This is a genomic window from Streptomyces sp. NPDC008079 (genome assembly GCF_042957385.1).
Classification (GTDB): Bacteria; Actinomycetota; Actinomycetes; order Streptomycetales; family Streptomycetaceae; genus Actinacidiphila.
Map to the genome: position 1 here is coordinate 312,785 of NZ_JBIBIC010000009.1, position 22,874 is coordinate 335,658.

General features: G+C 70.5%; 21 protein-coding genes. 6 read left to right on the forward strand and 15 right to left on the reverse strand.

Annotated elements, in window-relative coordinates:
• Window positions 1–25 precede the first annotated feature (25 nt).
• From ACFZAM_RS21225 to ACFZAM_RS21260, 8 genes are all read right to left on the reverse strand, one after another.
• Window positions 26–1,489 (reverse strand): DHA2 family efflux MFS transporter permease subunit, encoded by a 1,464-nt coding sequence (locus tag ACFZAM_RS21225; RefSeq protein WP_391048165.1) that lies wholly within the window; start codon window positions 1,487–1,489, stop codon window positions 26–28.
• Between the two features lie 241 nt (window positions 1,490–1,730).
• Window positions 1,731–2,690, reverse strand: a complete 960-nt coding sequence (locus ACFZAM_RS21230; RefSeq protein ID WP_355335367.1) for a fumarylacetoacetate hydrolase family protein — start codon at window positions 2,688–2,690, stop codon at window positions 1,731–1,733.
• Between the two features lie 73 nt (window positions 2,691–2,763).
• Complete coding sequence (locus tag ACFZAM_RS21235) at window positions 2,764–3,507, reverse strand: SDR family oxidoreductase (protein WP_391048168.1); 744 nt, start codon at window positions 3,505–3,507, stop codon at window positions 2,764–2,766.
• Between the two features lie 111 nt (window positions 3,508–3,618).
• Window positions 3,619–4,449 carry an ABC transporter permease subunit gene (locus ACFZAM_RS21240; protein ID WP_391048170.1) on the reverse strand — a complete coding sequence of 277 codons (831 nt, stop codon included), beginning with the start codon at window positions 4,447–4,449 and terminating at the stop codon, window positions 3,619–3,621.
• A 41-nt stretch (window positions 4,450–4,490) separates the two neighbouring features.
• Window positions 4,491–5,432 (reverse strand): ABC transporter permease, encoded by a 942-nt coding sequence (locus ACFZAM_RS21245; RefSeq protein WP_355335372.1) that lies wholly within the window; start codon window positions 5,430–5,432, stop codon window positions 4,491–4,493.
• Window positions 5,429–6,586, reverse strand: coding sequence for an ATP-binding cassette domain-containing protein (locus ACFZAM_RS21250; RefSeq protein WP_391048173.1), 1,158 nt, complete (start codon window positions 6,584–6,586; stop codon window positions 5,429–5,431). Before ACFZAM_RS21250 ends, ACFZAM_RS21245 begins: the two co-directional genes overlap by 4 nt.
• A 1-nt stretch (window position 6,587) precedes the next feature.
• A complete protein-coding gene (locus ACFZAM_RS21255; RefSeq protein WP_355335377.1) occupies window positions 6,588–7,808 on the reverse strand; it encodes an extracellular solute-binding protein in 1,221 nt (406 codons plus the stop codon).
• 153 nt (window positions 7,809–7,961) lie between these two features.
• Window positions 7,962–9,086, reverse strand: a complete 1,125-nt coding sequence (locus tag ACFZAM_RS21260) for a C45 family peptidase (protein ID WP_355335380.1) — start codon at window positions 9,084–9,086, stop codon at window positions 7,962–7,964.
• 293 nt (window positions 9,087–9,379) lie between these two features.
• Here ACFZAM_RS21260 and ACFZAM_RS21265 point away from each other — a divergent pair, with 293 nt between their 5' ends.
• Window positions 9,380–10,228: a cupin domain-containing protein gene (locus ACFZAM_RS21265; RefSeq protein ID WP_355335383.1), complete on the forward strand. Its 849-nt coding sequence runs from the start codon at window positions 9,380–9,382 to the stop codon at window positions 10,226–10,228.
• 100 nt (window positions 10,229–10,328) lie between these two features.
• On the opposite strand, the gene ACFZAM_RS21270 is transcribed toward ACFZAM_RS21265, so the two are convergent.
• From ACFZAM_RS21270 to ACFZAM_RS21290, 5 genes are all read right to left on the reverse strand, one after another.
• On the reverse strand, window positions 10,329–11,594 hold the full coding sequence (locus ACFZAM_RS21270) for an amidohydrolase family protein (protein ID WP_391048175.1): 1,266 nt from the start codon (window positions 11,592–11,594) through the stop codon (window positions 10,329–10,331).
• Complete coding sequence (locus ACFZAM_RS21275; RefSeq protein ID WP_391048176.1) at window positions 11,591–12,262, reverse strand: aspartate/glutamate racemase family protein; 672 nt, start codon at window positions 12,260–12,262, stop codon at window positions 11,591–11,593. The genes ACFZAM_RS21270 and ACFZAM_RS21275 overlap by 4 nt, the downstream gene beginning before the upstream one ends.
• Before the next feature lie 3 nt (window positions 12,263–12,265).
• The gene (locus ACFZAM_RS21280; RefSeq protein WP_391048179.1) at window positions 12,266–12,898 is read right to left on the reverse strand and encodes a class II aldolase/adducin family protein; all 633 of its coding nucleotides are present in this window, start codon (window positions 12,896–12,898) and stop codon (window positions 12,266–12,268) included.
• Window positions 12,895–14,211, reverse strand: coding sequence for a 3-oxo-tetronate kinase (gene otnK / locus ACFZAM_RS21285; protein WP_391048180.1), 1,317 nt, complete (start codon window positions 14,209–14,211; stop codon window positions 12,895–12,897). The genes ACFZAM_RS21280 and otnK overlap by 4 nt, the downstream gene beginning before the upstream one ends.
• A gap of 378 nt (window positions 14,212–14,589) precedes the next feature.
• On the reverse strand, window positions 14,590–15,345 hold the full coding sequence (locus tag ACFZAM_RS21290) for an FCD domain-containing protein (RefSeq protein WP_391048182.1): 756 nt from the start codon (window positions 15,343–15,345) through the stop codon (window positions 14,590–14,592).
• Window positions 15,346–15,523: 178 nt separating this feature from the next.
• On the opposite strand from ACFZAM_RS21290, the gene ACFZAM_RS21295 reads away from it, so the two are divergent.
• From ACFZAM_RS21295 to ACFZAM_RS21315, 5 genes are all read left to right on the forward strand, one after another.
• The gene (locus ACFZAM_RS21295; protein ID WP_391048184.1) at window positions 15,524–15,961 is read left to right on the forward strand and encodes a DJ-1/PfpI family protein; all 438 of its coding nucleotides are present in this window, start codon (window positions 15,524–15,526) and stop codon (window positions 15,959–15,961) included.
• 34 nt (window positions 15,962–15,995) lie between these two features.
• Window positions 15,996–17,036: a hypothetical protein gene (locus ACFZAM_RS21300; protein ID WP_355335400.1), complete on the forward strand. Its 1,041-nt coding sequence runs from the start codon at window positions 15,996–15,998 to the stop codon at window positions 17,034–17,036.
• Window positions 17,037–17,075: 39 nt separating this feature from the next.
• Window positions 17,076–17,729 carry a DJ-1/PfpI/YhbO family deglycase/protease gene (locus ACFZAM_RS21305; RefSeq protein ID WP_391048185.1) on the forward strand — a complete coding sequence of 218 codons (654 nt, stop codon included), beginning with the start codon at window positions 17,076–17,078 and terminating at the stop codon, window positions 17,727–17,729.
• A 161-nt stretch (window positions 17,730–17,890) separates the two neighbouring features.
• Window positions 17,891–18,256 (forward strand): hypothetical protein, encoded by a 366-nt coding sequence (locus ACFZAM_RS21310; protein WP_355335405.1) that lies wholly within the window; start codon window positions 17,891–17,893, stop codon window positions 18,254–18,256.
• A 34-nt stretch (window positions 18,257–18,290) separates the two neighbouring features.
• Window positions 18,291–21,218 (forward strand): tetratricopeptide repeat protein, encoded by a 2,928-nt coding sequence (locus ACFZAM_RS21315; RefSeq protein WP_391048188.1) that lies wholly within the window; start codon window positions 18,291–18,293, stop codon window positions 21,216–21,218.
• Window positions 21,219–21,275: 57 nt separating this feature from the next.
• On the opposite strand, the gene ACFZAM_RS21320 is transcribed toward ACFZAM_RS21315, so the two are convergent.
• Window positions 21,276–22,430 (reverse strand): glutamate--cysteine ligase, encoded by a 1,155-nt coding sequence (locus tag ACFZAM_RS21320; RefSeq protein WP_391048190.1) that lies wholly within the window; start codon window positions 22,428–22,430, stop codon window positions 21,276–21,278.
• A gap of 120 nt (window positions 22,431–22,550) precedes the next feature.
• The gene (locus tag ACFZAM_RS21325; RefSeq protein WP_355335413.1) at window positions 22,551–22,838 is read right to left on the reverse strand and encodes a hypothetical protein; all 288 of its coding nucleotides are present in this window, start codon (window positions 22,836–22,838) and stop codon (window positions 22,551–22,553) included.
• Window positions 22,839–22,874: the final 36 nt, after the last annotated feature.

Sequence of the window (22,874 nt, forward strand, 5' to 3'; positions counted from 1 at the left end):
CCGGGCCGACGACGTGCCGCAGGCGTCAGCCCGTCAGCGTGTCGGCGGTCTTCGACGCTCCCGTCCCGTCCCGTTCGACATCGGTCGGCGCCCGCGTGCGCAGCATCACGGCCGGGACGATCGCGAGCACCGACAGGGCGACGGCCAGCCAGAACAACCCGCCGAAGGCGTCGGCCAGTTCGGGTGCCAGGCGCTGTCGCGCGGTGTCGCTCAGCGCGGCAAGGGACTGGACCCCGCCGCCGCCGGTGAAGCCGCTGAGCCGACGTTGGAGCAGAACCGCCGCCACAGCGGTGCCCATGGCCCCGGCGACGTACTGCACGATGCTCATCAGCGTCGACGCGCCGGGGATCTCGTGGCCGCGCAAACCGGCGTATCCGGCGGCGGTCAGCGGCGTGGCCGTGGCGCCGACCCCGACGCCGCGGACGAACCAGCACACCGACAGCCATACGTCGCTGGTGTCGGGCCCGATCATGGTGAGCGGAAGCACTCCGGCGGTCACCATGAGCAGGCCGAAGACGATCACCGCCCGGGGACCGCGCTTGTCCATCACCCGGCCGGCCGTCGTCAGCACCAGCATCGCGCCGAAGGCCGACGGCGCCACCAGCAGGCCCGCCTCGATGGCGCTGTCCCCCCGCGCGAACTGGTAGTAGAGCTGCACCAGGAACAGCACCGCGTTGGTACCGGCGAGGTAGAGGAACATCGCGGTCTGGGCCGATCTGAGGGCCGCGTGCTTCCACAGCCGCAGGTCGAGCAGCGGATGAGCGGCCCGCAGCGCGTGCACGACGAACGCGGCGGTCAGGGTGATTCCCAGACCTCCGGTGAGCGCGACGGACGGGGACACGCGCCCGGCATCGCCGAAGTCGGAGATGCCGTAGACAAGCAGCGCGAGTCCCGGCGGCAGCAGGGCCAGTCCGATGAGATCGAGCTTCCGGGGCACGCCCAGTTCGCCGCGGTCGAGGACGACCCAGGCCAAGCCGATCCCGAGAGCGCCCAGCGGCAGATTGACGAAGAAGATCCACCGCCAGGACAGGCTGGAGAGGATCAGTCCGCCGAAGATCGGCCCCAACAGGGGCCCCAGCATGGACGGAATCCCCACCACGGCCATGACGCGTCCGAGGCGGCCGGGGCCCGCCTCCCTGGCGAGGATCGTCTGCCCGGTGGGCAGCAGCATCCCGCCGCCGATCCCTTGCACCGCGCGCGCGACGATGAGCAGCGCCATCGAGTTGGCGAGTCCGCACAGCAGCGAGCCGAACAGGAACATGGCCATGGACGCGATCCACACCCGTCTGGAGCCGAATCGGTCGTTGGCCCAGCCGGTGAGCGGCACCACCGTGGCGAGGGCGAGAAGGTAGACCGTGCTGACCCACTGGACGGTGGCGAGCGAGGTGTCGAAACTCCTCACCAACGACGGCACGGCCACCTGGACGATCGTCGTGTCGAAGATGGATATCAGGGAGCCGAGAATCGTGACCGTCGCGACCAGAGTCATGCGTCGATCGAAGACCTTCACCTTTTGAGAGCCGACGTCGTTCAACGAGTCTCCGATCGCACCGCTCACTTCTCGCGGCGCGTGTCATCCGAAAAGGCGCGGCCGCACCGCCTTCGGAGAGTGTCCGCTCTCCGATCCCGATGCGGTGCCGCGTCGTTCCGTCAGACAGAACCGGGCTGCCCGTGGTCCGACCGGGGACGTACGGGTGCCGGGTGGTGCGGGGTCGGCCGGTGGTGCCGGGTCAGACCGTGCGGATCTCGTTCACGAGCGTGCCGATCGCCTCGCACTCGATCGTTCGCGTCGCGCCGATCCGGTGTTGGTAGTCGATCTCCCGCAGCGTGTGCGTCCCCGTGATGTCGGTGCCCACGTGGATGATGTCGCCGGGGAACAGGGTGTGGTGGTCGCTGGCGTGCGCGATGACTTCCGCCACCGAATAGATCAGGCGCTCGGTCCGGCATTCGATCCGTACGTCGTCGCCGGTCGCCAGGGTGATGCCGAGCCGGTCGGGGTCGGGGATCTCGTCCCTGGTCACGATCCACGGTCCGCACGGCTTGAAGCTGTCGGTGCCCTTGGCCCGCAGGTGGTAGGTGACCCTCATGTCCCCGTGCTCGAAGCCGGACGCGGCCCGGGGCCGGCCGCTGTGCCGCCGGTCCAGCTCCCCCGCCATGGAGCCGGGTACCACCACGGTGTCACCGGCCCGCAGCCCGGGCGCGGACACGTCGTCGATCAGGGTGTACCCGAAGACGTGGTCCAGTGCCTCGGCCGGGTCGATCCGCGTGCCCTGCCGTCCGATCACCACGGCCAGCTCCGGCTCGGGATGGACGAGTCCGAACGACGGGCGCAGCCGGATCGGCTGCCGGTGTCCGACCAGTGCGGAACCGGGTGAGGAGAAGAACGGCGGATGGTCGGGGACGCTCGACGCGAACGCGGCGAACACCGGGCTGTTGAAACCGACGCCCAGGATCTTCCCCGGCCGCGGGACCGGCGGCAGCCAGGCGCCGAGCCGGTCGATCTCGGCCACGCTGGTGGCGGCCGGGGACCGGTCCGTCCCGAGCGCGCGGGCCAGGCGCGGGCGCAGATCGTCCCAGCGTTCGATGAGCGTCAGCACGCCGTAGAGGCCGGGGCCGCCGACGAGGTCGCCGACCGGGACCGCCCGGCCGGCCGGATCGAACACGACCGGCTCGGGCCGTCCGTCGATCACGCATGTTCCTATCCGCACGGCAGCGCCTCTCCGTGGAGCGGCGCCGCCGCGTTCGGCACGGTCTCGGTTCCTCTCACCACGACAGCAGTCCGCCGTCCACCACGATCGCCTGACCGGTCACGTAACCGGCCGCCGGGGAGAGCAGGAAGTCGATCATCGCGGCCACCTCGTCGGGCTCGCCCTGGCGGCCGAGCGGGATCTTCGCCTCCAGCTCGCCGACCGCCGCGTCGCGGTCGGAGGAGTGCTTCCAGTGCTCGTCGTTGAACGGCGTGTCGATCCAGCCGGGGCACACGCAGTTGACGCAGACCTTCAGCGCGCCCCACTCGACCGCCATCGCCCGCGTCATGCTGACGAGGGCCCCCTTGGACGCGGCGTACGCGAAGGACCCGAAGCCGCCCCGGAACGCGGAGGTCGAGCCGGTGAAGACGATCCGCGGCGCGGCGGACCGGCTCAGCGGCCCGATCGCGGCCTGGGCCAGCAGGAACGCGGCGCGGACGTTCAGGTCCATCGTCGCGGTCCAGTCCTCCAGGGGGTACCGGGCGACGGGCGCCTCGCGCAGCAGCGCGGTGGTGATGAGGAGTCCGTCCAGGCCGCCGAACCGCGCGCAGGCCGCGTCGACCATGGCCCGGGCGGCGTCCACGTCGAACAGGTCGTGCTCGCCGATGACGAGGCGGCCGGGTGCTTCCTCGGCGGCCAGTTCACCGGCGGCCGCCATGTTGATGTCCGCGAGGTACACGTCGGCACCACGGTTACGCAGGCGGCGTACGCAGGCGCGTCCGATTCCCGTGGCGCCTCCGGCGACAATGACGGCGGGCATGGTGATCTCCTCGGTGGAACGGGCTCGGGCTGATGGGCCTGGTGCCGCGAGCGGGGCAGACATGGCCGCTCGCGGCACCAGGGGCTGTGGCTGGTCGTCCTCGCGCGGGCGTCAGTCGTCTTCGCGCGAGTGCGTCACTATCTGGCCGGGGCTGACGAAACGCAGTGCGACGAACAGCAGGACGAGGCAGGTGAGCATGTAGATGACCGACATCGCGTCGATCGACTGCTGTGGGCGGAAGCCCGGCGTCCACAGGGCGGAGTACAGGGCGACGACGAGCGTCTCGCTGCCCGGCCCCGAGTTGAAGAAGGTCAGCTCGAAACTGCCCGCGGTGTGGATCAGCGTGAGCAGGCCCGACGCCAGGATTCCGGGCAGCAGCAGCGGCGCGAGCACCCGCCGGACCGTCTGAAGACCGTTCGCCCCGCAGGAGCGCGCGGCCCGTTCCAGGTTGGTGTCGAGCTGCTGGATGTACGGGATCATCAGCAGGACCACCAGGGGCACCGACGGCACCAGGTTGGCCACGATCACCCCGGACAGATGGCCGCCGAGGCCGAGCCGGTAGAGCAGCGTCGCCAGCGGCAGGCCGTAGGTGACCGGCGGCAGCATCAGCGGCAGCAGGAAGGCCAGGATCAGCAGCTTCTTGCCCGGGAAGTTCCCCCTTGCCAGCACATACGCCGCCGGAGCGCCGATGATCACGGCGAGCGCGGCCACGACCACCGCGACGGTGACCGTGATCACCATGACGTGGGAGAGGTCGTACTCGTTCCACGACGACCGGTAGTAGTCCGTCGTGTACCCCTTCGGGAGCCACCCGGTGAACCACTGGCGGCCGAAGGAGCTGACCGTCACGGAAGCGACGAGCCCGGCGATGTTGACCAGGAAGACGGCGACCAGCAGGCGGTAGAACCACCGGGGCAGGACACCGGCCCAGGTGCGATGCATCCGGCTCCGCAGTGCGGTAGGAGACGACTCGGACACCTCGATCACCCTTTCTGACCGGAACTCGGGCCCGTGTACAGGCGGGAACGCAGGAGCAGGATCGCGCCCACGATGAGGATCTGGACCAGGGCGGAGATGACCACCATCGCCATGGACATCGAGTAGTCCAGGGTCCGGTACGCCTGGAAGTAGGCCTCGACCGAGATGACGTGGGTGGAGCCGGCGGGATCACCCACGAGGGTCGCGCTGGCGAACACGGAGAACCCCAGGACGAAGGTCAGACAGAGGACCACGGTCACACCCGGCGCCCACAAAGGGAGCAGGATCCGCCGGAACCGGGTCCACCGGTCCGCGCCGAGGGACGCGGCGGCCCGCTCGTAGAGGGTGTCGATGGACGCGAGATGGCTCATGGTCAGCAGGAACGCCAGCGGCAGACCCGTGATGACCATCGAGATCACGACGGCGGTGTAGTTGTGCAGCAGCATCAGGGGCTCGTCGATCACCCCGATCTTCATCAGGGTCCGGTTGAGCCAGCCCCGCGGGGACATGTAGGCGATCATCCCGTTGGAGACGAGCACGTTGCCGAGGGTCATCGGGATCAGGAAGGCCGTCGAGAGGTACTTCTTCCGCCGTCCGGCGCCGCGCAGCGGGTAGGCGAAGATCATCGCCGCCACCGTGTTGATCACGGCGACGACCACCGCGATCCGCAGGGTCTTCCAGATCGTCTCGCGGAGATACGGATCCTCGAAGAACCGCTGGTAGCTGCTGAAGGTCCCACCCTTGTCGGGGGTCACCGACAGGCCGATGCCGTAGGCGATCGGGTAGAGGAACAGCACCCCGATCAGCGCCACCGCGGGCAGCATGGCCAGCAGCCCCCAGTGGAGTCCGTGACGTCGCAGCCACGCCCGTCGGCGGTCGCCCGAGTCGGGCGGGCCTCCCGGCGCCCGGTCGGCGCGGGCCGGTGTGGTGTCCACGGTCGCCGTCATGACAGCGCGCTCGGTTCGAGAGCCGTGGACTCGCCGTCGTCGGAGCCCTCCGCCGGGGCGGCGGAAGGCTCTCCCGCGGCGAAGGCCCGGACGCTCGCCACCGGGATCGACAGCTTCAGCACCGTGCCCGTTTCCGGCCGCACCGGTGTCCGTACGGACAGGGTCGCGCCGTCCGGCAGTTCGGCCTGCACGGTGAAGTCGCGGCCGTGGTACTGCGTGGAGCGCGCCACCGCCTCGAACGTGTTCACCGCGGAGGCGGAGTCCGTGACGCTCACCTCCTCCGGCCGGATCCGCACGGTCACGGACTGTCCGGGCCGCAGGTCGGTGCTCGACGTGGCGCGCAGCGTGATGCCGTGCCCCTCGACGACGGGTTCGCGGCCGGTCCCCCCGACCACGTGCGCCTGGAGCCGGTTGCGGTAGCCGACGAAGTCGGCGACGTAATCCGCCTCCGGTTCGCTGTAGATCTGCTGGGGCGTACCGTCCTGCACGGTCTTTCCCTTGCGCAGGACGATGATCCGGTCGGCGATCGAGAGGGCTTCCTCCTGGTCGTGCGTGACGTAGACGGTGGTCAGCCCCAGCTCGTCGTGGAGTTGCCGGATCTCGGAGCGCATCTCGAAGCGGAGCTTGGCGTCGAGGTTGGACAGCGGCTCGTCCATCAGCATGATCGACGGGCGCGGTGCGAGTGCCCGCGCGATGGCGACCCGCTGCTGCTGGCCGCCGGAGAGGCGGCCGGGCAGATTGTCGGCGTAGTCGGGGAGTTGGACCAGGTCCAGCGCCCACTTCACCCGCTCGCGCACCTCAGGCTTGGGCATGCGGCGTACTTCGAGTCCGAACGCGACGTTCTTGGCGACGGACAGGTGCGGAAAGAGCGCGTAGTTCTGGAACACCATGCCGAAGCCGCGCTTCTCCGCGGGCCGCTGGTCGATCCGCTCGTCGTCCACCCAGAGCCGGCCCTCGGTGGCCGTGACATGTCCGGCCAGACAGCCGAGGAGGGTGGATTTTCCACAGCCAGAAGGACCCAGCAGCGCGGTGAACTCTCCGGCCTTGATCGTCGCAGTCATGGAGTCCAGTGCGACCACGCTCCCGTTGTAGACACAGGTCAGACCTTCGAGCCGAAGCTCGCTGAACTCACCGCGTCGCTGGGTTGCTCTCACGTCACTTACCACCAATGATTCGGTTCCATTTGTCGTACGCGGCGACGAGGACGTCCGCGGGCAGCGGGTCCGCGCCCGGATACTTGGCGATGTAGTCGTCGTAGTCGGCGACGCCGTACTTCTTGTTGAGTTCGGCCATCTCCGGCGGTGCCATGTCGACCGTGACGTCCTTGATCGCCGGGCCCGGATAGACGTAACCGTGGTCGAAGGTCATGGCCTGCTGCTCGGGCTGGAGCATGAATCCGAGCAGCCGCAGCGACACCGCGAGGTGGTCGGCCGAGACGCCCTTCGGGATGGCCACCGATCCGCCGGACAGGATGAACTTCGTGTTCTCCAGGACCGTGAAGGTGGCGGACTCGGGAATCAGGTTGTCCGCACGGGGCTGGACGTGCCATCCGAAGGTGGACGGTACCAGCTTCACTGTTCCATTAGTGAGGTTGGCGTAGGTTTCGCTGGTTTTGGCCGGGTAGTTGTCGATGTACTTGCCGAGCTCCTTGAGGTAGGCCCAGGTCTTGTCCCAGCCCTTCTCCGGGTCTCTCGGGTCGGAGTCGCCGAGCTGGTACGGCAGGCCCTGGAGGAACGCCGAGCCCGGTCCGGAGTTCGCGACGGACGCGTACTGGAACTTGCCGGGATTCCGCTTCGCCCACTCCAGCAGTTCCTGCGCGGTCTTCGGCGGGTCGGACAGCTTGTCCGGCAGGTACTCGAGCAGCGGGCCGAACGTGCCGGTGTCGTAGATCAGCGCCTGGCCGTGCGCGTTCTTCCAGAGCTTCTTCGCGTTGTCGAGGTAGGTGTTCTCCAGATCGGGCAGGCCGTCCTTGTACTCGGGCCAGATCTTGGTGAACAGGTTCTGACTCACGCCCGCGGCGAGGCTGTCCGGCCCCAGCAGGACGATGTCCACACCTACCCGGCCGGCGTTCTGCTGGGCCTTGAGCTTGCCGGGCATCTCCGGCGAGGTCGTCGTGGTGTAGTTGATCTTGCTGACCAGTTCGGGGTGCTTCTTCCCGAACTCCTCGATCAGCGGCTTGGCGACGGACAGTCCGCCGGCCGAGTCCATGATCGTGAGCGTGACGGGCTTCTTGGGGGCCGCGGGGAACTTGCCGTCCGCGGCGGCCGGGGTCTCTTCGACACTCTTGGAACCTGGGCTGCCGCATCCCGCGACGCCGATGACACTGATGACGGTGAGTCCGGCGAGGGCGACTCGCCACCGGGAAGAACGTCTCAACGTGACCTCCTGGGTCGGTACTTCGGTCGTTGATGTGGTGGCCGGAATACTCGACGGCCGTGCCTATAGGTCGTTTAGGGCGGTTACGTCCAACCTTCTCCGCCTCTACGCTATGTCTGACAGCCTTACATCGCACCAGTGCGGCGACGGACGTTATGCACCTGAGACGGTGCGCTGCCGCCAATGGGTCGAGCAGGGGTTGCCGGCGCCGTACTGAATGACGCCGCGGTCGGGTTCGATGATGAATCCGGCGATGGTGCAGGTCCGTTCCTCGATCGCGATCGAGGGATCGGGGTGCTGGCAGATGCTGCCGGGCCAGTCGTGGTGGTCGGACAGGGCCTCCTTGACCTCGTGGATCGTGCGTACGCGAGGGTCGCGCAGGCGCAGTTCGATGTTGCGGTGCCGGTCGAGCGTGTGCGGCTTCCGCCTGGCGTAGTCGTCCGTCGTGGTGAGCCCGGCGGACAGGAAGTGGTTGGTGTGCGTCAACACCCCGTCGCGCGGGGTGATCCGCTCCGGCGCCCCGTCGCTGGCGGGCGTCTCCAGGTTCTGGCAGAAGCCGGTGCCGTCGCTGATCAGGTAGTTCGCGGACATCGCCCGGTCGGCGGTCGCTATCCGCTCCGCGCTCTCCGCCCCCGATCCGGCGTCGAGGACCGACCGCAGCAGGATGTGGTACGGGACGCCGGCTCCGTCGGTGCGGACGTCGCCGATCAGGGTGTTGGTGCACAGGGCGACGCCGGCCGAGTTCAGTCCGACCTTGGCCAACTGCCCGGCCTCGACGACGGTCACGAAGTTGGGCGCGTCGGTCCGTCGGACGTCGAGGACGACCGTGGTCCGTCGCGCGTGGGTCAGCCAGTCCCAGTTCTGCCCGGTGACGATGCCCTGGCCCGTGCGTTCCGGCATGAGCGCGAAGGACGTGCACTCCGCCGGCATCGAACGGGCGCGGGCCGGGGCGGCGGCGAACATGATCTCGCTCCGCGCGTTGAGCGCGAGGATGTCGCTCAACTCGACCCCCGCACCTGCGGCGATGCCCGCGATCTCCTCACCGATGGCGGGAGAGAAGTCGCCGATCGGCCGTTCGTACCGCAGGGCGAACTTCCGCACCTGCTGCCAGTCCCAGCCGACCATGTGCCGGAAGACCCTGGTGTAGCGGTGGATTGACTCTTTGATCTCCGGTGCGGCGGCGCGGCCGTATGACTCCCCGCGTCTCCGCGGGTCGCCCTCCACACAGATCGTGCGAAATGCGGCAATATGTCCGGGTTCGTAGTTCACCGAGTCCACGTCTCTCTGACATTTCAAAAGTCGTCTGGCTGCCTGGCAGGTAACGATGAGTCCGTCCGCCGGGCCTGTCAAGAGCCAGGTCGCACTTGATTCACCTGGACTTCCACCGGGGCTCAATCGGACGAACCGTGACCGCAAGGTGATTGCAAGCCAAGCTCAGCCCATGGCACTATGACACTGCTGTCTGACAGCCAGGCAGGACGCGAGGCGCGGTCACGTGGTGCCTCCGCGCACGACGTGTTCTGGGTTCGCCGGCAGTTCGCACGGAACCGCCGCAAGCAGAAAGAAGTGACATGACAGAGACCGACCAAGGCAAACAGCCTCGCCTCGTGCCCTACCGGGACGCACTGCGACTGGTGTGGGGCGACGACGAGTCAGGGAAGCTGCCGGACTGGTTCCTGGCGAGCGACGAGAAGATGAGCGTCAACATCGTGGCCATCCCGGTCGGCGGTGCCGTCATCCACTCGGACGAGAACCGGTCGATCTTCGGATCCGACGAGTTCTTCTACGTTCTCGACGGGACGATGGTCCAGTCGAACCCGACCACCGGTGAAGTCCTCGTCATCGAGGCGGGCGACGCGGCCTGGTTCCGCAAGGACACCTGGCACCACCAGTGGAACTACAGCGACACCGAGCTGCGGTTCGTGGAGTTCTTCCACCCCTCGCCCAAGACCGGCACGGGCCAGCCGTACGCGCAGACCCACGAGAACATCACCACCTACAAGCACAAGCAGGACGAGTACATCGGCCGCTGGCCGATGGCGCGTGCCGAGGCCGACGCCGCGAAGACCATGTGGGCGGCCAGGGACGAGGACATCCTGTGGCGCCTGGAGGGGCACAAGCGCGGCCGGGAGCTGCTCACCGGCATCATGCTGAGCACGGAGCACGTGACCATCGGGAAGCAGCGCTTCCTGCCGGGCCAGCGCAGCGACGTGTTCACCCACCAGGGCGACAAGCTGTTCTTCGTCGAAGAAGGCACCGTCCATGTCGAGTTCCCGGAGACGCGGGTCTTCTTCGAGCTCGGCCCGCGCGACTCGTGCCAGATCCCGGAAGGTACGCCGCACTCGTTCTACAACGTGGCGGCCAAGGGGGCCCGCGCGGTGTTCTGCGTCGCCCCGGACTACCTGCCGGCCACCGGCTGACCCCAGGCCGACCGCCGGCGCAGCGGCAGGACATGAGCGACCGCCGACTACCCTCGGGTAGGCGGCGGTCGCCGTTCGCGTTCTTGGGCGGAGAAGAACGTCAGCCGTTCACGGGGGCGTCCCGCGCCACCCGGCGGCCTCGCTTGAACACCGCGACGACCCGGTCGAGGTCGCCGATCGACTCGGTCGGGTTTCCCGCGACGACCAGGAGGTCGGCGTACGCGCCGGGCGCGATCGTGCCCACCTCACCGGCGCGGCCGAGGGCATGGGCGCCTCCGGAGGTCAGCGCCGCCAGCGCCTCCGCCGGTCGCCATCCGGCGAACGCGACCATCGCGCGCGCCCTGACCGTCAGGTCGCGGCAGTCGGGGAACTGCCCGTAGATCGAGTCCGATCCCAAGGCCACCGGCACGCCCGCACGGGCGAGCGTCCGTCCGTTCCGCCAGATCCGCAGCCGCCGCTCCAGGCCGGGCGCCATCGGTGAATCCGCGCCGGACGGCACTGGCGTGTCCAGCAGATCGGCGATCGCCGGCTCGATCGGACCGGCGAGAACGACCGACTGCCTCCGGTCGCACAGGGCGCGCAGCAGCTCAGGTGGCGGCGCCTGAATCCGGCCGCGCGCATCGAGCCAGGTGCAGTGCTCGATCGTGTCGACCCCGGCGGCGAGCGCGATCTCGATCCCCTCGGTGCCGTGCGCGTGGGCGGCGACCCGCATCCCGCGGGCGTGCGCGGCGGCCACGATCGCGGCCATCTCGGACCGCCCCAGATACGCCCTGCTCATATCGGTGCCAGGGGTCAGCGAACCGCCGGTCACCGCGATCTTGACGAGGTCGGCTCCCTCGTCGTGCAGCAGCCGCACCGCCCCGGCCGCCTCGGCGGCCCCCTCGACGGTGATGCCGAACGAGCGGAAGTGGCCGTGGGGTGAGGTGATCGGGCGGCCCGCGGCCACGACGGTGGGACCGTCCGCGGGCCGCGCGCCGATCGCGTCCCGCAGGGCCTGGCCGTCGGTCCCGGGTGAGCCGAGATCGCGGACGGTGGTGACACCCCTGCCCAGCAGACGGGCGGCGACGGCGCGCGCGGCGGCCGTCGCGGCGGCGGAACCGCTGTCCACCCGCGTCAGATCCCGGCCGTACGGCAGAAGGAGGTGGGTGTGCGCGTCGATCAGGCCGGGAAGTACCGTCGCCGCCTCGAACGTCAGCTCGGGACCGCCGGTGTGCGGAACATCGGCGTCGGGACCGACCGCGGCGATCCTGTCGCCGCGGACCAGGATCGCCGCGCCCCGTCGCGCGACGCCCGCTCCCCCGTACAGCCACCGCGCCCGGATACGCGTGGCCGGGCTCGCCTCCCGGTCCTCGGCCGTACCCGTCACGACTGGCGCAGCCGGTCGGCGAGCGCTTCAAGCGCCGACCGGGGACTGGCCAGTACGGGAATCCGCGGGGCTTCGTCGAGTTCCGCGACGATGCGGCTCATCGACGCCTGAGCGAGCACGATGACGTCGCATCGGGGGATCAGCTCGCCCAGCGCGTCACGGACCAGCGCGTCGTGGGCGGCGGGGTCGCCGGCCGCCTGCGCCTCGAAGGCGCCCACGCACAGCGTCTCGACCAGTTCGATCGGCGCATGGGCCTGTTCGGCCGCCCGGCGGATCAGATTCGCGGTCGGGGCCAGCGTCGTGCCGAGGGTCGCGATCACCCCGATCCGCGGACCGCTCCGTACGGCTTCCTCGGCCATCCGCTCGTCGATCCGCAGCACCGGGACCGTGCTGAAGGGCCTGGTCAGCTCCACCGCCTCGCCGAGCGACGAGCAGGTGACCAGTACGAAGTCGGCGCCAGCGTCGGCCGCCGACCAGACATGCCCGAGCAGGCGCCGGGCGGTTCCGGCGCGTACTCCTCCCTCCGCGCGGGTCACCGAGAGGAGGCTGTCGTCCACGATGTGGCGCAGCTCGATCTCGTGAGGGAGCGACTCGGCGGCCAGGGCGGTGAAGACCGGGGGCAGTGTGGTCACGGTGTGGATCATGGTGATGACAGGACGGTCGGACATGGGTCACCTGTTCGGGTCGGCCGGACGCAGGGCACCGATCTGGTCGCTGGTCAGAGTGGATATGTCATGGGACCGGACGGCCAGCCACAATCTGGCGGTCGCCTCGATCTCCTCGGCCGCCTCCGCCGCGTCGGCGAGCGTGCCGCCTCCGGCGAGCGTGCCGTGGTGGGCCAGCAGCAGGCAGTGGGACCGCGTGAGCAGCGGGCCGACCGCCTCGGCCATGGCCGGGTCCCCGGGCCGGAAGTACGGCACGACCGGGAGGGAGCCGACCCGCATCACGTAATAGGGGGTGAGCGGGGGAATCGCGTCGGACGGATCGGTGTCCCGCAGCAGCGAGACCGCGACGGCGCAGGGGGAATGGAGGTGGACGACGGCGCGCAGTTCGGGGCGGGCGCGGTACACCGCCAGGTGCAGCAGGAGTTCCTTGGTCGGCGGCGGGCCGGACAACCGGGCGCCCCGCTCGTCGACGTGCGCGAGGCCGTCCTCGGTCAGTGAGCCGAGCGCCGAGCCGGTCGGGGTGACCAGCACGCCGTCCGCCGTACGCACGCTCAGGTTTCCGGTACGGCCGTGCGCGAGCCCGCGGTCGGACAGGAGCTTGGCGTACGCGACCAGGTCGCCCGCGACCGTCGGCGTCATCGGGCCACGGCCTTGAGGAAGAAGTCCGGTCCGCCGAAGTTGCCGGACTTCAACGCGAGTGCCAGCTCGGTCGGGCCGAGCGAACGCATCCAGGGCACGCCCGGATCGATGGGGCCGCCCAGTTGGAGGGCCCGTACGCCGAGCCGTTGCAGCACCGCGCCGGAGGTCTCGCCTCCGGCGACGACCAGACGCCGTATCCCGCCGTCGACCGCTCCGGCGGCCAGTTCGGCGAGGAAGGTCTCGATGGCGGAGCCCAGGTCGGTCGAGCCGGCCCCGGTTCCGGCCCCGGCTTCGGCCTCGGCTTCTTCGGTCGGCTGGCGGGCGTCCGCCGCGCTGTGGACCAGCACCGCAGGCGAGTCCGACAACAAGGTCAGCGCACGCGCGACGACTTCGGCCGCGTACCCCGCGTCGTCCCGTACCCGCGCGAGGTCGAGGGCGATGGCCGGGCCGCTCTCGCGGAAAGCGGCGATCTGGCCGCGAGTGGCGTCCGAGCAGCTGCCCGCGACGATGAAGGTGGGTCCCGCGATGGTGTCCGCGAAGTCGCCGGGGCCGGGCCCGACCGCGTCGGCCGGGACCGTGCCGTGCGAGGTCGCGCTGTCCTGAGCCGCCGCCCCGGCCGCCGCGTGCAGACCGTTCGCCCCGATCCAGAAGGCCGCGTCACCGATGGCGTCCGCGAGGACGAGCAGGTCGTCACGGCAGATCGCGTCCGCGACCGCGAAACGCACACCGGCCGCGCGCAGGTCCGCCAGCCGGGCGCGTACGGCCGGGGCCCCGGACCGTACGCGGGAGTGATCCACGAGACCGACCTCGGCGGTGGTCTGAGCGGTCAGCAGCCGTACGAGGTTGGAGTCGGTCATCGGATTGAGGGGGTGCCGGGCCAGCGAGGACTCCGCCAGCGGCAGGTCGTGGACGAACAGGTTCCCCTGGTAGACGGTCCTGCCGTTGGCCGGTGCGGCCGGGCAGACCAGCGTGATCCCGCTGTCCAGCGCGTCCGCGAGGGCGAGTCCGACGGGTCCGATGTTGCCGCGAGGCGTGGAGTCGAACGTCGAGCAGATCTTGAAGCCGATCCGGCGCGCCCCGAGGTCCCGCAGTCGGCGCAGTGCCGCCAGCGATTCGGCCACCGCTTCTTCCGGCGGCACACTGCGCGTTTTGAGCGAGACGACGACGGCGTCATGCGGCGGCAGTTCGAGGTCGGGGCCGGGCACGCCCACCAGCTGGACCGTCCGTCTGCCCGCCGCGCTGAGCGCCGCGGCCACGTCCGACCCGCCGGTGATGTCGTCCGCGATGATCCCGATCACTTCCGAGTCACCCACATTTCCCCCAAAGGTCAGGCAGTCTGACAGGTTGAAATGTAGCACGGCGACGCGGCGGGGAGCAGGCGCGTCACAGGTCGCGGCGGTGCGCGCGCCGACGCGTACCCGGACACGGCGCAACGGGCACACGGGGCATGGGGCATGGGGCATGGGACGCATGCCGGAGGGCGGCGCGGCGGCGCGCACCAACGCGCGGCACGGCTCGGCTCGGATCGGCGCGGCTCGGCTCGGCGACAGACGGCGAGCCGGGTCCCGTGACGGCGTTCGAGCGACCTGTCAGACAGCTAGGACGTGGAGTGCGAGCCGGTCGTACGCCCCTTCGGGGCGTTCCGGCCCTCATGGCCGCGACGACGCCACTCTCGTGGCGCCGCGGTCACCTCAGTTCGACGACAGCGGCGTTTCCGGTCGTTGCAGCATGCTGACCGCGTCCTCGACGGCGCGCAGGTGGGCGACCATCGCCTCGGAGGCGCGGTCCGGGTCGCGGTCGCGGATCGCCCGGCAGATGGCGAAGTGCTCCTCCGTCGAGTGCCGCCAGCGCTCGGCGGACACGGAGAGCGCCAGGGACTGCTCCTCGAGGATCGACCGGATGTCCTTGATCAGCCGAGGGAAGAGGGGATTGCCCGTCGCGGACGCGATCCCGATGTGCAGTTCGCTGTCCAGCCGGACCCTGATCTCCGGGTCCGCCTCCACCGCGTACGCCTCGCAGGCCTCCACGATGACCGCGAGTTCCTCCTCGGACCGGCGGGTCGCGGCCAGCTTGGCCGTCGGCACCTCCAGGTGGCGGCGCACCTCGTTGAGATCGGTCGAGGAGTACTGGCTCAACGTCAGTGAGCTGGAAGCCCGGTTGGAGACCACCATCGAACCCCGGCCGGTCTGGGACTCGATGTAGCCGAACGCCCGCAGGCTGCCCAGGGCTTCGCGCAGGGCGGGCCGGCTGACCCCGAACGCGCGCGACATCTCCGCCTCTGAGGGCAGCCAGTCCCCCACGGGAATCTCGCCGCGCTCGATGAGCTCGACGAGCTGATTGCGTACGACATCGACAGCGCTGTGCCGTGCCACCCGCTTCATCGCCACGAGCTTGCGCGACTGCCGCTCCCGGACCGGTATTGACAGACTGTCTGGCTGCTCTTCCACGGACCCTAGTCTGCGCCAGTCAGGGGGTCGAGCGCAATCACCAGCCCGCCGGATACCCCACGGACACTCCCCCACCTCGGGTCACAAACCTTGCGGAACCTTGAACATATCCCGCATACTCAACCTGTAAGACAACCAGCCAGGTTCATTTGCCGTGTGCAACCCGAAGGAAAGTCGTATGCCCCAGTCCCGGACAGTCGTCGTCTTGTCGTTCCCCGGGTACCAGGAGGTCGAGTTCTGGTATCCGGTGTTCCGCGCGCGGGAGGCCGGCGCCGACCTGCACCTGGTCACGTCGGACCCGGAGGGTTGCGAGAGCCACCTCGGCTACCCCGTCGTCCCGACCTCGACCGTCGAACAACTGGCGGGGCTGACCATCGACGCCCTGGTGGTGCCGGGCGGCGTGGGCGCGGTACCGGTCGCCTCGGCCGGTCAGCGCGCCCTGATCGGCGACTTCTCCGTCCGGCACGGCCACCTGGTCTCCAGCGGAACCGGCACCGACCTCGTGCGTTCGCTGCTGGGCCCCGGCTTCACCAGCCCGAACTGGCTGACCGCGCCGGACGCCGACGGCATGCCCGAGCTGTACCGGGAGCTGTTCAGCCGCTGGTCCCAGAAGTGACGACGACCGCATTCGAGAGCAGGAGGCAGAAACGTTGAAGATTCTACGAACAGTCCTCGGTGACGTGCCCGCGGAGAACTCGGGCAAGATCCTCAGCCACGAGCACCTGCTCTACGGCTACCCCGGAGCGGAGCTGGACCACCGCACCGTGCTGGACTACAGCGCCGCGGTCGACTTCGTCGCGGGCCAGGTCCAGCGCGGGATGGACGGGTACGGCTACGGGACCATCGTCGACATGACCCCGCCCGAGGTCGGCCGCCACCCGCAGTTCATGGTCGACGTGGCCAAGCAGACGGGCATGAACGTCGTCGCCATCACGGGCTTCTTCCCCGAGCGGATGGGGGTGCCGTACTACTGGCGGCGCCAGACCGTCGAGGAGCTGACCGAGTTCTTCGTCAAGGACCTCACCGAGGGAATGGTCTTCGCCTGGCAGCAGACCCCCTACCGGGCCGGTGCCATCAAGATCGCGACCGGCCAGGAGAGCGTCACGCCGAAGCCGAGCCCGCTCGGCCCGAACGGCCGGCACATCCACGAGGTGGAGGACCGGGTGATCCGCGCCGCGGCCCGGGCGGCGACGCAGGTGGGCTGCGCCATCAACACCCACATCGACCCCATGGACTTCGAGGTGACCAACCCCGGCCGCGAGCAACTGGAGATCCTCGCGGAGGAGGGCATGGACCTGGCGAAGGTCATCATCGGCCACGCCTTCGTCCCCCCGCAGGTCGAGATGATGCGCGAGATCCTCGCCATGGGCGCCAATGTCCAGCTCGACCACGTCGGCATCCCCTGGCGCGTCGGCAGCGCCGAGGAACTGGACGAAGCCATGGCGAACGCCCTGGTGACGCTCATCGACGAGGGATACCTGGACAACGTGGTCATCTCGTTCGACCGCTGGTTCTTCAATCCGCGCGCCGGGGTGACCGAGTCCGACCCCCAGTTGCTCAACGAGAAGGTCGACCTCGGCTACATGTTCACCAGCTTCGTCCCGCGCCTGAAGTCCAAGGGCGTCACCGACGAGCAGCTCGACGCGCTCATGATCCACAACCCGCGGCGGATCTTCGCGATCGACGTCTGAGCCGCCCCGCAATCGATCCGTCGCCCAAGAGGGAAGCACATGAGAATTCAAGACGCCCGAGTCGTCGTCCTTGTCGAGAACCTCTACCAGGAACTCGAGTTGTGGTACCCGGTGCTCCGGCTCCGCGAGGCGGGTGCCCAGGTCGTCATCGCGGGACCGGCCACGGACGCGGTCTACGCGAGCAAGATCGGCTATCCGGCCCGAGCCGAGGTCAACGTCGCGGACCTGGTGGCCGAGGACATCGACGCGCTCGTCGTCCCCGGCGGGTTCTCGCCCGAATACCTGCGACGCGACAAGAACATCGTCGCGCTCGTCCGTGAAGTGGACCGGCAGGGAAGGATCGTCGCGGCGATCTGCCACGCGGGATGGCTGCTCGCCTCCGCCGAAATCGTCTCGGGCCGCCGCGTCACCTCGGTCGCGCCGATCCGTGACGACCTGATCCACGCCGGGGCCGACTACGTCGTCGAGCCGATCGTGGTCGACGGGAATCTCATCACGTCACCGCTGCCGGACGACCTGCCGGTGTTCGTCTCCACGATCATCACGGCGCTCGAGGCCGCGGAGCAGCTCACCCCCGACCGGCCGCCCATCTCGGCCCCCCACTCGTCCGCGACCTATCAACGGTCCGCCACCTTGAAGAACCGCGCCGCGGGCCCCGGCTCGGCGAACTACCGCGCCTACGCGGTGGGTTAGCACGCTCGCACATGGCCGGTGACCGGGCCGATCGATCCGGCGCGGGGCCGGGCGGGGGCGTCGTCACGGCTCTGTGAGCGGTGCGGCGCCGAAGCTGCCGGGTGCTGTCTCGCGGGCGGGAATGCGGGGTGCGACGGGGTGCGGGGTGAGACAGTGTCAGTATGTCCTCACGCTGGCCGACAGGGTCACACAACTCACTGCTGTCCATCGGGTGCACGGATTCGGTGCTGTCCATCGCCTCGGCCGGGTCGGTCCTGTCGATCGGTTCGGTGGCGTCGGTCCTGTCCATCGGGTCGCTCGGATCGGTGATGTCCGCGACGTCCATCGGCTCGTTCCAGTCGGCCGGCTCGCTGCTGTCGGGCCAGTCGAATCGCTCCGCGCTGAGCTGGCAGTCCAACGGCGCCGTGCTGGCCTACCGTAAGGCCAGCCGGCCGGGACGGTTCCTGCCGCACGCGGCCCTCGCCGTGACCGCCGCCGCCCTGGCGGGAGCGGCCTGGTACACACTCCGCCGGCCCTCCGACGCGTAGCCACGGCGGACGCGGTGACCGGGGCGGGGCGCGTGTGGAGGTGATCTCGGCGCGACGGCTGGCGGAGTTGTCGGCCAGGCGGGACGAGGCGCGTGCTGCCTGGCGGGAGCTGGGCGAACTCGTCAGCAGCCCCGTCCCGGAGCGACCGGCTTCACCGCTCCCGGTCAGCTCGGCGTCGGCGGAGCTGCGGGCTCTGGAGCGGGCACCGGGTGACCTGCGACGCGCGCAGGCGCTCAGCGTCGCACTCGCGGAGCGCGCCGCCGTCGATCCGGACTTCCGCGCGGGGCTGGACGATTGGCCGCGCGGGAGCCGGGACGAGCCCAATGACCCCGCCTCCGCAGCCGGTTCGGCGAGCGACGTCGCCAACCACGTGCACGGCGGTACGTTCTTCAGCGCCGTGTTCCAGGGCCGGGACATCACCGTGCAGGTGCCGCGCGAGACTCCCCTGGCCGGGTCAGGACTGCCGGTCCGCGCCGCGAACTTCACCGGCCGGGACAAGCAACTCGCCGAGCTGCTGGACCTGTTGCGGCCACGGACCGAGCGGCACGACGGACCCGTCGCCGCCGTGGTCACCGGGCTGGCGGGCGTCGGCAAGACGGAGCTCGTCCTCCAGGCCGCCGCGCGGGCGACCGCAGAACCCGGCTGGTTCCCCGGCGGTGTCCTCTTCGCCGATCTCCTCGGCTACGACCGGGACCTGCGTCTGCTCCCCGAACGGGTCCTCGGCCCATGGCTGAGCGCTCTCGGCATCGCCGACGCGGACATTCCCGCCGATCCGCGGGCCCGCGTCGCGCTGTACCGGTCGGTGCTGGCCGCCTGCGCGGAACACGGCCGCCGGGTCCTGGTCGTCATCGACAACGCCTCGAGCGCCGACGAGGTGCTCCCGTTGCTTCCCGGCGACGGCCGCAACGCGGCCCTGGTCACCTCACGCCACACCCTCGACGTCGGCGCCCGCCTGTGCGAACTCGACGTTCTCGCCGCCGACGCCTCGGTGGACCTGATCCGCAATGTCCTGCGGCAGGCCCGCGGCCCGCACGACACCCGCGTCGCCGACGAACCCGACGACGCCCTGCGCATCGCCGAATACTGCGGGCGATTACCTCTCGCCCTGCGGATCTGCTCGGCGCTCCTCGCCGACACCCCCGGCCGCCCGCTCGCGTCCCTCGCCCAGGCACTGGCCGACGCCCAGCGCCGCCTGGACCACCTCACCCGCGAGGACCGGGCGGTACGGGCCGCGTTCGACCTCTCCCACCAGCACCTCGAACAGGTCTCCCCCGCGTGCGCCAGGCTCTTCCGGCTGCTCCCCCTCAACAGCGGCCCCGACATCGGCACCAGCGCGGCGGCCCACCTGTGCGGCGCCGACGAGACGACCGCGGAGGTCATGCTGCGCGACCTCGCCCGCGCCCACCTCATCGAACCCGCGCGCACCTGGGGCCGCTGGCGCATGCACGGTCTCGTACGCCTCTACGCGGACGAACGCGGCGCGGCGCGCGCCGACGCGGATCAGGCGCAGGCGGCGCTGGCCCGGCTGATGGACTACTACGTACGGACCGCGGTCGCGGCCGACGCGCACCTCAAGGGCCCCGTACCGTCGCCCGCGCCCCTGGTCCGGGATCGCGCGCAGGCGCTGTCCTGGCTGGAGGACGAATTCGCCAACCTGATCTGTGCCGCCGCCTTCGCCACGGGACTCGGCCACCCCGCCGTGCCCGTCGCCCTCTCGTACTGCCTCGCCGAATTCTGCTCCCTGCGCCTCCACTTCGAGGAGATGACCCTTCTGGCGGCCGTCGCCCTGCCGGTCTGCCGATGGACCGGTGACCGGGCGGCGGAGGGCTGGGCACAGCATCTTCTGGGGCTGTCCGTGCTGCTGCCGGGGCGGGAGCAGGAGGCCGTCGAACCGTTCCGGACGGCCGCCTCGCTCTTCCGGGAGGCCGGCGCCGATGACAACGAGGCGTCGGCGCTGACGTATCTGGCGCTCGCCCTGGCCCATACGGGGCGCGCGGCGGAAGCGGAGGAGGCGAACCAGCGGGCGCTGGCCATCCACCGGAGGACCGGCGACCGCGCCGCCGAGGGCAGAGCCGTCGTCGTTGACAGCGCGTGTCTGACCCGGACGGGACAGGACGACGAGGCCGTCGCGGCCCTCTACAAGGGCCTGCTCATCTGCCGGGAGAGCGGCGACCGCTTCGGGGAGGGGAGGCTGCTGGGCTTCCTCGGTCTCGTCCACGGCCGGAACGGACGGGAGGAGCAGGGCATCGAGGCCCTGGAGCAGGCGGTCTCGATCTTCCGCGACATCGGCGACCGCCGCGTCGAAGGCGAGATCCAGGGGGACATCGGCGAGGCCCTGGTGCGCGTGGGCCGGTTCGCGCAGGCCCTACGGGCGCTGGAGGAAGCCGCCGCCTGCGCCGAGGAGACCGGCAGCGCCTCGAACGAACGCCGACGGCTCGCCGCGCACGGCGCGGCCCTCCACTGGCTCGGCCGGTACGACGAAGCCGAGAAGACCCTCCGCCGGGCGCTCGCCGTACGGCGCGAAGAGGACGACGAACCGAATCAGGCCGTCCTCCTGGACAGCCTCGGCGCGACACTGCTCGCGGCGCGGCGCTACGAAGAGGCGGCCGACCACCTCCGGCAGGCCATCGCGCTCAGCCGGAAAGCCGGTGCGCGCGCGGGCGAAGCGGAATCGCAGAACCGCCTGGGCCTGGCCCTGTCCAAGACCGGTCAGGAGGCGGACGCCACAGCGGCCTTTCGCCGGGCGCTCGCCGTCTTCCGTGAACGCGGCGACAGCGAGCGCGAGGCGATCGTCCTGACCAACCTCGGCTCACACCTCCTGGCCTCCGGACACCCCGCGGAAGCCGACCTCGCGCTGCGACAGGCGATGACCCTCTGCCAGAAGCTCGGCGACATCCCCGTGAAGCCCGTGGCCGCGACGCTCCTGCTCGCGAGCCGCCTCGGCGGGTCGTCCTGGGCGTAGCGGGGAATCGGCGCGCGGCTGCCGCTCGTCGCCGGGAGCCGGCGCCGATTCCATGCCCTACGGGCGTCCCGCCCGGGCGATGACGGGCGCTTCCGGCTGCCGGGCGTCGTCACCGTCCGCCGGATCGACGGGCTCGGGTGCTATCAGGTCGAGGAGTTCCTCGGTGCCGCCGTGCGCGAGGGCGGCGCGCTGGCGTGCGGCGCCGGTGCCCTTGTCGAGGAGTCGTCGCACGCCGGAGGTCACCCGGTCGAGGTCGTCGAGTTCCTTCAGGGCTGGGGTGACGCAGTCCAGGAGGGCGCCGAGCACGTCGGCGGCCTGGGACGGCTCATTGGTGCGGGGGTCGACCAGGTTGGCGGTCAGGCCGTGGCGGGCGGAGTGCCAGCCCGCGGCCTGGAGGACGCTGGCCGGCGGGTCGAGGGGACGGCCGCCGACGCTGCCCTCGCGCAGTGCGGTGACCACCAGGCCGCGGGCGAGCCCGGCGAGGGTGATCGCGCTGTCGACGTCGAGCTGGACGTCGGGGGCGCGGACCTCCAGCGTCGGGTACTCGTCGGAGAGCCGGGCGTGCCAGTAGAGCTGGTGCCGGTCGGCGATCACCCCGGTGCCCAGCAGGGCGTCGACCCGCTCCTCGTAATGGGAGGCGCCGGAGAAGAACGGCGGCGATCCGCTGACCGGCCAGCGGCCGAAGATCACGGTGCGCCAGCTGGCGAAGCCGGTGTCCCGCCCGTCCCAGAACGGGGAGTTGGCTCCCAGCGCGACCAGAAGCGGCAGCCAGGGACGGATCCGGCCCAGCGCGGCGGCCCCGGCCTGGCGGTCGGGCACGGCGACATGGATGTGCATACCGCAGATCAACTGCTCGTCGACCAGGCGCGCCGCGTCCACCCGCATGTCCCGGTACCGCTGCTCACCGGTCACCGGCACCGACGCCTCGGCCATGAGGGGTGCGCCGCCCGTCGCCGCCAGGCGGCAGTCCACGCTGCGCGCCGCGGCGCTCAGCGACTTCCGGAACCGCGTGAGATGCGCGGCGACCTCGTCCAGGTCGGAGCAGACCGGGGTCGCGACCTCCACCTGGGACTGCAGAAGCTCGGTGTCGACCTCCTCGCTTCCCAGGTCGGGCTCGCGCTCCGCCGCGATCCGGAGCTGGCCGACGCGTGGCGCCGGCAGTGCGGTCCTGCGGTCGAGCAGCAGGAATTCCTCTTCGACCCCAATGGTCACGCCTGTCGTCATAGCCGTCTGCTACCCCAGAACGGCCTCGTCACGGAGCAGACCTGGCATCGATCGGCGTCTCGGGCCGCGCTCCCCTGCGAGCCCTCTCCCCCTCGCGGCGAAACGGGTTCAGCCGAGACCGCGATGGGCGGCCCACAGCGCCCCGGCCCGGCCGGCGGCGGCGTCGACCAGGGCGGCGAGTTCGGGTCTGTCGGGGACGGGGAAGGAGACGTAGGCGCCCCTGCCGCCGCCGACCGGCCGGCCGTATGCCTTGGCGGCGAGTCGACCGTCCGGGAGCAGCCGGACGTTGAGTGTGGTCAGCGTGAACTCCTCGCCGCGTCGGGTGTCCGTCCAGCGGAGCTCCCGCGGGATCGTCACGTTGATCGCCAGAGCGCTCACTTCCAGGTCGCTGCTCATGGACCGATGATCCCACGCGGGTCGCGCGCCCCCGGA